Origin of the sequence: Belnapia rosea (genome assembly GCF_900101615.1) — a bacterium.
GTDB classification, from domain to species: Bacteria; Pseudomonadota; Alphaproteobacteria; order Acetobacterales; family Acetobacteraceae; genus Belnapia; species Belnapia rosea.
Genome location: NZ_FMZX01000004.1, coordinates 169922 through 182854, shown reverse-complemented (window position 1 = coordinate 182854; position 12933 = coordinate 169922). Strand labels below are relative to the sequence as shown.

At 70.6% G+C, this 12933-nt stretch carries 14 protein-coding genes; 7 read left to right on the top strand and 7 right to left on the bottom strand.

The annotated features are described in order from the left end of the window. Positions 1-186 precede the first annotated feature (186 nt). A complete protein-coding gene (locus BLR02_RS11290; protein WP_090663129.1) occupies positions 187-1797 on the top strand; it encodes a hypothetical protein in 1611 nt (536 codons plus the stop codon). 53 nt (positions 1798-1850) lie between these two features. Continuing rightward, positions 1851-3434, top strand: a complete 1584-nt coding sequence (locus BLR02_RS11285; RefSeq protein ID WP_090663127.1) for an ABC transporter substrate-binding protein — start codon at positions 1851-1853, stop codon at positions 3432-3434. A gap of 3 nt (positions 3435-3437) precedes the next feature. Here the strand turns inward: BLR02_RS11285 and BLR02_RS11280 are convergent, their stop codons facing one another. Both BLR02_RS11280 and aspS read right to left on the bottom strand, forming a co-directional pair. Then, positions 3438-4250 carry an EipB family protein gene (locus BLR02_RS11280; RefSeq protein WP_090568124.1) on the bottom strand — a complete coding sequence of 271 codons (813 nt, stop codon included), beginning with the start codon at positions 4248-4250 and terminating at the stop codon, positions 3438-3440. 29 nt (positions 4251-4279) lie between these two features. Continuing rightward, a complete protein-coding gene (aspS, locus tag BLR02_RS11275; RefSeq protein WP_090663126.1) occupies positions 4280-6082 on the bottom strand; it encodes an aspartate--tRNA ligase in 1803 nt (600 codons plus the stop codon). A gap of 111 nt (positions 6083-6193) precedes the next feature. Between aspS and rnd the strand changes: the two genes are divergently transcribed. Continuing rightward, positions 6194-7378, top strand: coding sequence for a ribonuclease D (gene rnd, locus BLR02_RS11270; protein ID WP_090663125.1), 1185 nt, complete (start codon positions 6194-6196; stop codon positions 7376-7378). A 6-nt stretch (positions 7379-7384) separates the two neighbouring features. Here rnd and BLR02_RS11265 read toward each other — a convergent pair whose 3' ends face one another. From BLR02_RS11265 to BLR02_RS11255, 3 genes are read right to left on the bottom strand one after another with little or no spacing between them, the layout of a single operon-like run. Then, positions 7385-8035, bottom strand: a complete 651-nt coding sequence (locus BLR02_RS11265; protein ID WP_245704739.1) for a hypothetical protein — start codon at positions 8033-8035, stop codon at positions 7385-7387. Positions 8036-8060: 25 nt separating this feature from the next. Next, positions 8061-8618, bottom strand: coding sequence for a nucleoside 2-deoxyribosyltransferase (locus BLR02_RS11260; RefSeq protein WP_090663123.1), 558 nt, complete (start codon positions 8616-8618; stop codon positions 8061-8063). Positions 8619-8654: 36 nt separating this feature from the next. After that, on the bottom strand, positions 8655-8912 hold the full coding sequence (locus tag BLR02_RS11255; protein WP_090568114.1) for a hypothetical protein: 258 nt from the start codon (positions 8910-8912) through the stop codon (positions 8655-8657). Positions 8913-9052: 140 nt separating this feature from the next. Between BLR02_RS11255 and BLR02_RS11250 the strand changes: the two genes are divergently transcribed. The 3 genes from BLR02_RS11250 (at position 9053) to BLR02_RS11240 (ending at position 11400) form a co-directional block, all read left to right on the top strand. After that, positions 9053-9265, top strand: a complete 213-nt coding sequence (locus BLR02_RS11250; protein ID WP_090568111.1) for a DUF2934 domain-containing protein — start codon at positions 9053-9055, stop codon at positions 9263-9265. Between the two features lie 69 nt (positions 9266-9334). After that, on the top strand, positions 9335-10192 hold the full coding sequence (locus tag BLR02_RS11245; RefSeq protein WP_090663121.1) for an MBL fold metallo-hydrolase: 858 nt from the start codon (positions 9335-9337) through the stop codon (positions 10190-10192). Next, the gene (locus BLR02_RS11240) at positions 10189-11400 is read left to right on the top strand and encodes an MFS transporter (RefSeq protein ID WP_176849512.1); all 1212 of its coding nucleotides are present in this window, start codon (positions 10189-10191) and stop codon (positions 11398-11400) included. Before BLR02_RS11245 ends, BLR02_RS11240 begins: the two co-directional genes overlap by 4 nt. On the opposite strand, the gene BLR02_RS11235 is transcribed toward BLR02_RS11240, so the two are convergent. Together BLR02_RS11235 and BLR02_RS11230 are read right to left on the bottom strand one after the other, a co-directional pair. Beyond that, positions 11387-11653, bottom strand: a complete 267-nt coding sequence (locus BLR02_RS11235; RefSeq protein WP_090568105.1) for a hypothetical protein — start codon at positions 11651-11653, stop codon at positions 11387-11389. The two genes, BLR02_RS11240 and BLR02_RS11235, sit on opposite strands and share 14 nt — an antisense overlap. Before the next feature lie 16 nt (positions 11654-11669). Further along, positions 11670-12152 carry a peroxiredoxin gene (locus BLR02_RS11230; RefSeq protein ID WP_090568102.1) on the bottom strand — a complete coding sequence of 161 codons (483 nt, stop codon included), beginning with the start codon at positions 12150-12152 and terminating at the stop codon, positions 11670-11672. Between the two features lie 167 nt (positions 12153-12319). Here BLR02_RS11230 and BLR02_RS11225 point away from each other — a divergent pair, with 167 nt between their 5' ends. Next, positions 12320-12922, top strand: coding sequence for a YqgE/AlgH family protein (locus BLR02_RS11225; RefSeq protein WP_090568340.1), 603 nt, complete (start codon positions 12320-12322; stop codon positions 12920-12922). The last annotated feature ends 11 nt before the right edge of the window (positions 12923-12933 follow it).

The window sequence follows — 12933 nt, the reverse complement described above, 5'->3', positions numbered from 1 at the left end:
GGGCGGGCCGTTCTGCGACGGCTGCGGTCACTATGACGCCAATGCAGGGAAGGACGGAAGTCCCGTCCAACCCCTGAGACGCAACACGGCACACAGTTGGTTCATCCGGCGAAAGCTCTGTTGCCGCATTGCAGCATTCAGTGACATTGCAGTCTCTGTCTGGGATAATGAAAAGGAGCGAGGCGCATGGGCGATGCGGTGCCACAACCACGTCTGCGCTGGCTGGTCTGCTTCGGAGCCCTGCTGGTGCTGCTGGCGCCGCTGTTCATCACCGAGATGCCGCCGCTGCTCGACTATCCGAACCATCTCGCACGCACCTACCTGCTCGCCTTCGGCCAGCAGGATCCCGTGCTCTCGACGATGTACGCGCAGGACTGGCGGATCATCCCGAACCTCGCGATCGATGTGGTGATGACGGCCCTGGTGACGGTGCTGCCACTCCACGTCGCCGGCCGGGTGATGCTGGGCCTCATCCTCGTGCTGAACTACGCCGCCATCATCCTCTACAGCCGCTCGGTCTTCGGTCGCTGGTCCTGGTGGCCCGTCGCGGCGGCGCTGATGGGCTACCATGCCCTCTTCCTGATGGGTTTCATGAACTATCAGGTGGGCATCGCGCTGGCGATGCTGACGGCCGCAGGCTGGAACACCTTCCGGGAGCGGTTCCCGGTCGCGACCGTCATTGCGGCAGCCTGCGCGGCAACGCTCGTCTTCTTCTGCCACATCTTCGGCGTGGTCTTCTGTGCCGTGCTGATCGGCTCGCGCGAATTGCTGCTGATGTGGGAGGCGTTGCGGATGCGGCGCTGGGCGCCGCTGCTCCGCCGCGCCATCGCTGCCGGCCTTGTCTTCCTGCCCTCGGCGATCCTCTATCTCGGCGCGCCGCTGGCCACCTCGGATGAAGGTCCGGTCACCTGGAATGGCCCGCTGACGAAGCTGGCGAACCTCACCGAACCCTTCATGAACTATTACGCCGCCTTCGACCGGCTGACGGCGCTCTCCATCCTGCTGCTGGTGCTGACCTGCCTGGCGCTGCGCATGCTGCGGGTGCATGGCCCCAGCCTGCTCGCGGCCGCGATCTGCTTCCTGCTCTACCTCGTCATGCCGATGACGCTGAAGGAGGCGGCCTTCATCGATGGACGCTTCCCGATCATGCTGGGGATGCTGCTCTTCGCCGGTGCCCTGCCCATGCTGCCGCCACGGCCGGCGCGCGCCGTGGGCTTCGCGCTGGCGGCGCTCTTCCTCGTCCGCATGGGCATCGTCTCGGCGGTCTGGTCGGGGCATGGGCAGGATGTCGCCGAGATCCGCCGCAGCATCGAGCCGGTCCAGCCGGGCAGCCGCGTCCTGGTGCTGACCGTCGACCCCGGGAGCAACCCCGATTTCTGGCGCCAGCACGGCAGGCGCCTCGTCATCGCCGATTTCTGCCGCACCGACCAGCATCTCGGCTCACTGCTGACGATCGAGCGGCATGCCTTCTGGCCGATGGTCTTCACCAATGCCAGCCAGCAGCCGCTGCGGGTGCTGCCACCCTATGCGGCGATCTCCCAGCCGGCCGGCTACCTGCCCAATTACACGCTGCTCGACCCGGCGGAGCCGACACCGCCGAAGCTCCGGCGCCAGCCCTACCTGGCCGACTGGCAGGACCATTTCGACTATGTCCTGCTGCTGCTCGCCGGCGGCGCCCAGACCCTTCCTGCCTATGCCGAGGCGCGGCTGGAGCCGGTGAACCGCAGCACCATGGCCGCCCTCTACCGCGTCCGCCGGCCTGCCCTGGCCGCCGAACGCCTTGCCGAGCATCGCTGACCCCTTCCGCCCACGCCCCGCCTGGCCTATCCGGCTGCCAAGGGAGAATGCGGATGCGGCGGAGGCAGGTATTGCAACTGGCGGGGCTGGCCCCCGCCATGGCGGGTCTGACGGTACCGGCGCTGGCGCAGGGCGCCCGGGCCCGCACCCTCCGCTTCATGCCGCAGGCGGCGCCCGCGGTGCTCGACCCGATCTTCAACCCGACCACCATCGCGACGACGCATGGCTACTGCGTCTTCGACACGCTCTATGGTTGCGACAGCGCCTTCCGCCCCCGTCCGCAGATGGCGGAGGGGCATGAGGTCTCGGCCGATGGCCTTGCCTGGACCATCCGCCTGCGCCCGGGGCTCCGCTTCCATGACGGCGAGCCGGTCCGCGCGCGGGATTGCATCGCCTCCCTCCAGCGCTGGGCGGTGCGCGACGGTTTCGGCCAGGTGCTGGCGCGCGCCGTGGCGGAGTGGGCCGCGCCCGACGACAGCACGCTGCTGATCCGGCTGCACCGCCCCTTCCCCGCCCTGCTCGACGCCCTGGCCAAGCCGGGGGCGAGCCCCGCCTTCATCATGCCGGCACGCCTGGCCGCGACGCCGCCCGACCGCCCGATCACCGAGATGGTCGGCAGCGGCCCCTGGCGCTTCCTCGCCGAGGAGTTCAGCCAGGGCACCCGCGCCGCCTATGCGCGGAACGAGGCCTATACCCCCCGTGGCGAGCCGGCCGAGGCCGCCTCGGGCGGCAAGCACGTGCATTTCGACCGGCTGGAGCTGATCTGGATCCCCGATGGCGGCACCGCCGCCGCCGCGCTCCGCACCGGGGAGATCGACTGGATCGAGTATCCGCTGCCCGATCTCGTGCCGCTGCTCGACCGCGCGCCGGGCGTCACCACCCAGATCTACGACCCGAACGGCTTCCTCGGATTTCTCCGCTTCAACCACCTCCATCCGCCATTCAACGATGTGCGGGTGCGCCGCGCCATACGCGACGCCCTGGCCCAGCCGGACTACATGGCCGCCGTCGCCCTGCCCGGCGATTGGCGGGAATGCCATGCCGTCTTCCCCTGTGGACTGCCCCAGGTGAAGGAATTCCCGGCGACGCCGCCAGATGCGGCAGCCCTCGACAGTGCCCGGGCGGCGCTGCGCGAGGCCGGCTACCGGGGCGAGCGGGTGGTGCTCATCAACCCGAGCGACTTCCCCGCCGTCACCCAGCAGGGCCGCGTCACCGCCGACCTGATGCGGCGGCTCGGCGTCAATATCGACCTGGTGGAGAGCGACTGGGCCGGCACCATCGCCCGCCGCTCCAGCCGGGCGGCACCGGAGGCCGGCGGCTGGAACCTGCACAACACCAATTTCCCGGCCGCGGCCATCGCCAACCCGGCGGTCAGCCCCATCATCCGCGGCCATGGCGACCGTGCCTGGTTCGGCTGGCCCACCGATGCGGCAAGCGAGGCGGCAGTCGAAGGCTGGATCGGCGCCGCCGATGCGGGCGCCCAGGCCACGGCCATGGCGGCGCTGCAGGAGGCCGCCTGGGAGAGCGTGCCCTTCGCCCCGACCGGGCTCTTCCGCCTGCGCACCGCCTTCCGGCGGGAGCTGACGGGCGTGCTCCAGGGGCCAAACCCCTTCCCCTGGAACCTCAGGCGGGGATGAGGATCAGCACGGGTTGGGTAGCACCGCCAGCTCGCGCATCCGGCCATTCACGCTGAAATCGCCGAATTCCATCTTCAGCTCATCCGCCACGCCATTCTCGTAGTAACGCAGCCCCACCTCGTAATCCGGGGCGCTGGCGCCACCGGCATTGCTGCCCGGCGTACGGTCGAAGAAGGCGATGCGCATCCGCGCGCTGCCGAGCGGCGCAAGGGTCGGGAAGCGCTCATTCGCCTGCGGGCCTTGCCAGGCCTGCAGCACGGAGGTGGTGTCCTGCGCCCCATCGGCGCTGGTCCCATCGAAGAGCGGCACGACCAGCAGCCGCTGCCCCGCCCTGGCGGCCGCCAGCGCACGGATGGTGTGCAGCGTCGGCAGCAGCGTGTCCGGCGGCAGGGCCACCTGCTTCGCCTCGGGCTCCGTATAGCGCACCGAGCCACCCTCCGGCGTCACCGCCGCCTCGCCGGCAATCCGCTGCGAGACGGCGCCCTGCGAGGTCTGGGTGAGGGAGAAGCGGATGCTCCGCCCATCCTTCGTCTCATAGGTCGAGTAGTCGGAGGTGGTCTCCACCTCCGTCCCGTCGCGGTCCGTGATGGTCAGCTGGAAGCGCTGGCGGGTGGCCCAGCCGTCACAGGCATCGACCACCTCATACAGCATCGCCCCCTCGGCCCGGGCGATGTCGGAATTCTCCCGCACCCGGTCGAGCGTGAGCTGGTAGGCGGCACGATGGCCGACCATCGCCTCCACCCCCGGCTCCGCAGCCACGGGCGCCACCCAGGCAGCGAGGAAGGCGGCGACGATCAGGGGGCGGCGCAGCGGCATTACTCTGTCCTTCGAAGCGAAGTCTTGATCTAGGGCGTCTTGGTCCCAGCCGCAGCCCCCTTGGCGGGTGGCAGTTCCGGCCGGATGTGCAATTCCTTGAGGCGGGCCGGCTCGACGGTGGAGGGCGAGCCCATCATCAGCTCCTCCCCCTGCTGGTTCATCGGGAAGAGGTTGACCTCGCGCAGGTTCGGCTCCTCCGCCAGCAGCATGACGATGCGGTCGATGCCAGCGGCCATGCCGCCGTGGGGCGGGGCGCCGAAGCGGAAGGCGTTCAGCATGCCGCCGAACCGCTCCTCCACCGCCTCGGGCGGATAGCCGGCGATGCCGAAGGCGCGCACCATGATCTCGGCCTTGTGGTTGCGGATCGCGCCCGAGGCCATCTCGTAGCCGTTGCAGACGATGTCGTACTGGTAGGCCGGGATGGTCAGCGGGTTCTGGGTCTCCAGCGCCTCCATCTCGCCCTGCGGCATCGAGAAGGGATTGTGGCTGAAATCGACCTGCCCGGTCTCCTCGTTCAGCTCGAACATCGGGAAGTCGACGATCCAGCAGAAGCGGAAGCCTTCCTTCGCCGAAAGGCCCAGATCGTGGCCGAGCTTGAGCCGCGCCTGGCCGGCGAGCTTCGCGGCATCGGCTGGCTTGCCCGCGGCGAAGAACACCGCATCGCCCGCCTTCAGGCCGCACGCCTCGCGGATCGCCTCGGCCCGCGCGGCCTCGAGGTTGCGCGCGATCGGCCCCTTGGCGCCGTCCGCCTCGAAGGTGATGTAGCCGAGGCCGCCGGCGCCCTGCTCGCGGGCCCACTCGTTCATCTTGTCGAAGAAGCTGCGCGGGTTGCCCGCCGCGCCCGGCGCCGGGATAGCGCGCACCACGCCGCCCCCGGCCGCGATCTTGGCGAAGAGGCCGAAGCCGGAGCCGGCGAACTGCTCCGTCACGTCGCGGATCACCAGCGGGTTGCGCAGGTCCGGCTTGTCGGAGCCGTAGTCCAGCATCGCCTGGGCGTAGGGGATGCGGATCCAGGGGCCGGCATCCACCGCACGCCCCGCGGCGAAACGCTCGAAGGTGCCGCGGATCACCGGCTCCATCGTGGTGAACACGTCCTCCTGCGTGACGAAGCTCATCTCGACATCGAGCTGGTAGAACATCAGCGTGCGGTCGGCACGGCCGGCCTCGTCGCGGAAGCAGGGGGCGATCTGGAAGTAGCGGTCGAAGCCCGCCACCATCGTCAGCTGCTTGTACTGCTGCGGCGCCTGCGGCAGGGCGTAGAACTTGCCGGGATGCAGACGGGCCGGCACCAGGAAGTCCCGCGCGCCCTCGGGGCTGCTGACGGTCAGGATCGGCGTCTGGAATTCATTGAAGCTGGCCGCGATCATCCGCTCGCGGATGTCCTGGATGATCTGGGCGCGGAGGATCATGTTCCGCTGCAGCCGCTCCCGCCGCAGGTCGAGGAAGCGGTAGCGCAACCGCATCTCCTCCGGATACTCCTGCTCGGTGGCGATCTGGAAGGGCAGCACGTCGGCGGTGGACTGCACCACCAGCTCCCGCACCCGCAGCTCGATCTCACCGGTCGGCAGCTTGGTGTTGATCGTGCCCGCCTCACGGTGCACCACCTCGCCGGTGACGGTGACGACGCTCTCGGGCCGCAGCCGGTCCGCCATCTCGAACACCGGCGAGCCCTGCGCCACCACGCATTGCGTCAACCCGTAATGGTCGCGCAGGTCGAGGAAGAGCAGCCCGCCATGGTCCCGCTTCCGGTGCACCCAGCCGGAGAGGCGTGCCGTATTGCCGGCATCGGTGGCGCGGAGGGCGCCGCAGCTATGGGTGCGATAGGCATGCATGGAGTTCGGGACCTGCGCTGGCAATCGAAGCGCCCGTAAGAGGGGCCGGGGGGCGGTCCTGTCAAGCTCGCATGGCTTTCCCCCGGCCCCGCCCGGGTCTAGAAGCCTCGGATGAGCCGTCGTTCTCCCGAAGCCGAGCCGATTCCAGCCCTCGTCACCACCACCGAGGCCCTCGCCGCCCTCTGCGAGCGGCTGCGGCAGGAAAGCTTCGTCACCGTCGATACCGAGTTCATGCGGGAACGGACCTATTGGCCCGAGCTCTGCGTCATCCAGCTCGGGGGCGAGCGGGAGACGGCGGTGGTCGATGCCCTCGCCCCCGATCTCGACCTTGCCCCGCTCGGCGCGTTGCTGGCCGACCCCGAGGTGGTGAAGGTCTTCCACGCCGCCCGGCAGGACGTCGAGATCTTCCTGCTGAAATTCGATGCGGTGCCGGCGCCGCTCTTCGACACCCAGGTGGCCGCTATGGTGGCCGGCTTCGGCGACCAGGTGAGCTATGACCAGCTCTGCCGCTCGCTCGCCAATGCCCAGATCGACAAGGCCCACCGCTTCAGCGACTGGGCGGCCCGCCCGCTCTCCGCCTCGCAGATCGCCTATGCCGCGGCCGATGTCACCCATCTCCGCCGCATCTATGTCGCCCTGCGGGAGCGGCTGGAGCGCGAGGGCCGGCTGGAATGGGTCGGCGAGGAGATGGCCGTGCTGGACCGGCCGGAGACCTACCGCGTCGACCCCGAGACCGCCTGGGAACGCCTCCGCCCGCGCACCACCAACCGCCGCTTCCTCGGGCTGCTCCAGGCCGCCGCCGCCTGGCGGGAGCGGGAGGCGCAACGAATCAACATCCCCCGCCAGCGCCTGGTGAAGGACGAGACGCTGCTGGAGCTCGCCGCCACCGGCCCGGAGAACCCGGCCGACCTCGCCCGCGCCCGCGGCATCTCCGAGGGTTTCGCCAAGGGACGGAGCGGCGCCGGGCTGATCGCCGCCATCAAGGCGGCCAAGGCCCTGCCGGACTCGGCTCTGCCCGAGGCGCCGAAGGACCGCGGCGGCCCCTCGCCCTCACCCGCCCTGGTCGCGCTGCTGAAGGTGCTGCTCGCCGCCAAGTCGGAGGAACACCACGTGGCGCCCAAGCTGCTGGCGAACAGCGAGGATCTCGACCGGCTTGCGACGGAGGCCGATCCCGACCTGCCCGCCCTGCATGGCTGGCGGCGCGAGGTCTTCGGCGAGGCGGCGCTGGCGCTCAAGGCCGGCAAGGTCGCCCTTGGCGTCGAGGGGCGCCGGATCAGGCTGATCGCCGCCCGCTGAGCCCGGTCAGCCCCCGGGCCTGACCGGCCCAGGTACTGGCCCGGAGGCTGGCCCACCCTTCGCGCCGCCCCCGGTGCCGGAGGGCTGCTGGGGCTGCGGCTCCATCGGCGGGCCCGGCTTCGCCTGGTCCTCGTCCTTCCCGCTGGTCATGTCGCGCCCTCCGCTATCCTCGGCGCCCAACGTGCGAGCCGCGCCCGGGTGGCCGCCGAAGCCGAGCGCCCGCAGCGCGGCGATGCTGCGCTCCGCCGAGACATGGTGGACGAACTGCCCGCCCTTCCGCTCCCAGCCCTCGCGGGCGGAGGCACGGTCATCGACCAGCACATGGCCGGGGCCGGACCAGCGCGGCTTCTCATGGCTCATGCAGGTGATGACGGGCACATGGGCGCCGAGCACCCGCGCCACCCAGCGCCGCTTCTGCTCCGGCGCCCAGGCGCCGCGCGGCAGGCCGGTCAGGATGGTCGGGCGGAGCGGGGCACAGAATTCCCAGAGGTGCCGGGCATCCTCCATCATCTCCAGGGTCTCGAAGAAGCGCGGCGCCCCGGCCAGGGCCGTCCACATCGTCTTCAGCGGCAGCGCTTCCGGCCGCTGCCCGGTCACCGCCTGCACGCCGCGATCGAAATCGGCGAGCACGCCATCGAGGTCGAGATAGAGCGTCATGCCGCGCCGTAACGCGGCCGGCCGGTCAGCGGCGGCAGGCCTCGGCGGCGAGGCGCACGCATTCGGCGAAGACCTCGAGCGAGTCGAAGTCCCGGTCCCGCCCATCCGCCGGCAGCACGATCGGGTGGCCGCCGCCCTGCAGCACGGCACCGGGCACCATCAGGTTATCGGGCAGGCCGAACCCTTCGACCATCAGCCCCGGGATGGGGTCCGGCTGCGCCGCCAGATGCCGGCGGCTGCGCTCGGCGAAGGGCGTCGCCGTGTTGGAATAGGCGAAGATCGGCTTGCCGCGGCCGAGGAACCAGCCCAGTTCCACCAGCGTCCCGGCATCGGCCGAGGGGCCGCGGAAGGGGGTGAGGTTGGCGATGATGATGTCGCATGCCTCCATCATCGCCACATCCTTGTCGAAGATCACCCGCCAGAGCCGGCTTTCCGGCAGGGCCTTCAGGCTCTCCACATCCTCGTTCAGCGGCGGCCGGCCGGTGATGCCGAAGCCGGCGCAGATCGCCACCTTGCGGGCGGCATGGGCCTCCGCATCGGGGAGGAAGACGTCGGGGCCGGCGAGATAGGCGGTGATGCTCATGCGGCGGCAGTCAACAGGAGGCGCCGCCGCCTGTCATCAGGGGAACACGTCCAACAGCCAGGCCACGCCCAGCAGCGCCGCCGTCCAGGCCAGGGTCGCGGCGCCGAGCATCGCCTTGGGGTTGCCGGACGCGCCCTGCAGCAGCAGGCGCTGCACCAGCTCGCCCAGCCGCGGCCCTGCAGGCCGGGACTCCACCACCGCCACGGCCCGCGGGCGGGCCTGCTGCCAGGCGGTGGGGTTGGGGCGGAGCGCCTGCGCGGCCTCCGTCCTCCGTCTATCAAGGATGTCCTGCACTGCTCGACCATCATGCCGTTGCCGCCATGATTTTGTGCGGTGCGATCGTTCCGTACCATTCAAGCGCCCGTGCATCGCGGATCAGTGCAACCAGGCGACGCGGCAAGGGTTGAGCCCGCACCAGGAGGAGGACCCCCTGCATGACCGACGAGGACCGCGAGGCCCGCATCCGCGAGCGCGCCTATTTTCTCTGGATCGGCGACGGCCAGCCGCACGGTCTGGCGGAGGAGCACTGGCGCCGCGCCATGGCTGCCGAGGAGGACGAAGCCACCGACGAGGCCAGCGAGGAGAGCTTCCCCGCCAGCGACCCGCCGGCCCATAGCGGCATCACCGGGGTCGGCACGCCGTCCTGACGCCGCCCGGCCTCCGATGCTTGACGCCTCGGCCCACCGCCGCTGCTATGGCGGTGGGGAGGCCATCACATGCGCTGGACCATCGGTCAGGTCACCGTCACCAAGCTCGTCGAGCTGGAGGCGACCGGGGGCAGCCGCTTCCTGCTGCCGCAGGCAACGCCCGAGGAAGTCCGCAAGATCGACTGGCTGATGCCGGACTTCGCCGATGAGGCCGGGCGTCTCCGCCTCAGCATCCATGCGCTGGTTGTCGAGGCGCCGGGCCGCCGCATCCTCGTCGATACCTGCCTCGGCAATGACAAGCAGGGCCGCAAGATCCCGCACTGGAATGCCCGCCAGTCCCGCTTCCTCGAGGAGATGGCCGAGGCCGGCTTCCCGCCCGAGAGCATCGACACCGTCCTCTGCACCCATCTCCATGTCGACCATGTCGGCTGGAACACGCGGCTGGTGGAGGGCCGCTGGGTGCCAAGCTTCCCGCGCGCCCGCTACCTCTTCGGCCGACAGGAATTCGAGCACTGGTCGCAAGGCGCCGGCGACGCCGCCCAGGCCGCGGTCTTCGCCGATTCCGTCCAGCCCATCGTCGAGGCCGGGCTGCACGAGCTGGTCGAGGCCGACCACCGGCTTTGCCCCGAGATCCGGCTGGTGCCGAGCTTCGGCCATACGCCCGGCCATGTCAGCGTGCTGATCGAATCCGCGGGCGAGCAGGGCTTCATCACCGGCGACATCGCCCACCACCCCTGCCAGCTTGCCCGCCCGCACTGGAATTCCACCGCCGATGCCGACCCTGCCCAGGCGGAAGCGACGCGGCGCGCCATCTTCGGCGGCTTCGCCGGCAAGCCCGTGCTCGTCATCGGCACCCACTTCGCCGGCCGCACCGCCGGGCGGGTGGTGCGCGACGCGGACGGGCTGCGGATGCTGATGTGCTGGTGAGCATCGAGAGCCGCGCTTCCTGGCTCGTCGCCCTCGCCGCCGTCGCCATCCTCTCGGTCTCCTTCGGCGCGCCGCTGCTGGTGGTGGTGGCGCTCCGCCCCATCGCCGCCGATCTGGGCGATGCCCGGGCCATCCCTGCCCTCGCTTCCTCCCTCGCCTATCTCGGCGCCGGGGCGGGCGGCATCCTGATGGGCTGGCTCGCCGGGCGCAGTTCCACCCGGCTCGTCGCCCTGCTGGGCGGCAGCATGGTCTGTGCCGGGCTGGCCCTGGCCTCGGGTGGGGCCGCCTGGCAGCTCCTGCTCGGCTTCGGCCTGCTGGTCGGGCTGCTCGGCAATGGCGCGCTCTATCCGCCGATGATGACCTATGTCTCGCTCTGGTTCGACCGGCGGCGCGGCGCGGCCCTCGCCCTCGTCTCCTCCGGCCAGTATGTGGCCGGCGCGGTCTGGCCGGCGCTGTTCGAGCGGCTGATCGCCGCCCATGGCTGGCAGCGGGTGATGCTCGGCTACGGGCTCTTCGCCGCCGCCACCATCCTGCCGCTGGCCGCGCTGGTGCTGCGCCCGCCACCCGCCCCCCTGGCCGGCGATGTGGCGGTGACGGGCCCTGCCCGCCCGGCGCAGGTGCTCGGCCTCGCCCCCAACCTGGCGCTCGGGCTGCTGGCCCTGGCCTCCTTCCTTTGCTGCATCCCCATGGCGATGCCCGCTGCCCATCTCGTCGCCTTCTGCGGCGATCTCGGCATCGGCGCGCGGGAGGGGGCGCTGATGCTCTCGCTGCTGCTGAGCATGGCCTTCCTGGCCCGCCAATTCTGGGGCTGGCTCTCCGACCGGATCGGCGGGCTGAACACCGTCATCGCCGGCAACCTGTGCCAGACGGTGGGCATGGCGGCCTTCCTGACGACCCAGGACGAGGCCGGGCTCTTCCTGGTCGCGGCCGGCTTCGGCCTCGGCTTCAGCGGGATCGTGCCCGCCTATGTGATGACGGTGCGGGAGCTGTTCCCGGCCCGGGAGGCGGCCTGGCGGGTGCCGGCGCTGCTCTTCCTCAGCCTCTCCGGCATGGCGGCCGGCGCCTGGCTGGCCGGCTTCCTTTATGACCGCTTCGGCTTCTACACCATCGCCTGGCAGGCGGGGATCGCCTGCAACCTGGCGGCCTTGGCGCTGCTCGGCGGCCTCGCGCTGCGGCGGAGGGGCGCGCCGGTTCTCAGCCCCGGATGATCTTCCGCATATTCGCCCGCACCCGGCGATGCGCAGGCGCAATGGCCGCTGCCATCACCGCCTCGGCCCCGGCACCCGAGAGCGCCGCCTGCCCGGCCGCGAAGGCGCCGGAGGTGAAGGCCCGCTGCTTCTCCAGCACATAGCCGGTGAGCCGCGTCTGCGCCTCCGCCGGCTGGGCCCAGAGCTGCGCGCTGCGGAGCGTGAAGACGAAGGCCGTCTGCCAGGCAAAGGCCGCGGCGGTGAAGGGGTTCATGGCCGCGGCCTTTCGCTCAGAGGACGGCCAGGATGGCTTCGGCCTTGCTCACCTCGAAGGCGCCCGGCGCCTCCACGGCCACATGCGTCACCTTGCCGTCCTTCGCCACCAGGGCGAAGCGCTGGCTGCGGACGCCGAGGCCACGCGCCGTCAGGTCCAGCTCGAGGCCAAGCTTCCTGGTGAATTCGGCGCTGCCATCGGCCAGCATCACCACCTTGTCGCCAACGCCCTGGTCCTTGCCCCAGGCGCCCATGACGAAAGCGTCATTCACCGCGATGCAGGCGACGACATCGGCGCCCTTGGCCGTCAGCGCATCGTACTGCGTCACATAGCCGGGCAGGTGCTTGGCCGAGCAGGTGGGCGTGAAGGCTCCCGGCACGCCGAACAGCACCACCGTCTTGCCGCCGAACAACTCCTCAGTGGTGATCTCCTTCGGGCCTTCCGCGGTGCCTTGCACCAGCTTCGCCGAGGGAATGCTCTCGCCAACCTGGATGGTCATGGGGGTTCTCTCCTCCGAGGTGTCTTCCTGTAGTCGCTTCCCCGGCCGCTGTCACCGCATGGCCGGCGCCGGGAGGCAGCGCTGACGTGAACGGCAGCGTCGTCACCCCCTCGCGCGCAGCCCCCGGCCTGCTTGCGTGGCCCCGGCCCACCCGCCATCTTGTGCCCATGGCCAAACGCGCACGCACCCGACCGACAGCCCAGGCCAGCCACGAGGAAGGCTATCTCAGCGGCCAGATCCTGGTCGCGATGCCGAACATGCAGGATCCTCGCTTCGCCGGCTCCGTGATCTGCCTCTGCGCCCATTCCCCGGAAGGGGCCATGGGCATCATCATCAACAAGCCCATCGAGGGCATGTCCTTCGACGAGCTGCTGAAGCAGCTCGAGCTGGAACCGGTGCCGCCGCAACGGCGCATCGCCCTCATCCAGGGCGGCCCGGTCGAAGGCGGCCGTGGCTTCGTCCTCCATACCAAGGACTGGACCAGCGACGCGTCCCTCCCCGTCGCCGAGGACCTCGCGCTGACCGCCAGCGTCGACATCCTGAAGGCGATTGCCGGTGGCGGCGGCCCGCGCAGCGGCATCCTGGCGCTCGGCTATGCCGGCTGGGGACCGGGCCAGCTGGAGGACGAGATCCAGGCCAATTCCTGGCTCTCGGTCGATCCGGACGAGGCGCTGCTCTTCGGCGAGGGGCATGACGACAAGTGGCGCCAGGCCATGGCCAAGCTGCGCATCGACCCCCTGCTGCTGTCAGGCGCGGCCGGGCACGCCTGACGCCACCATGG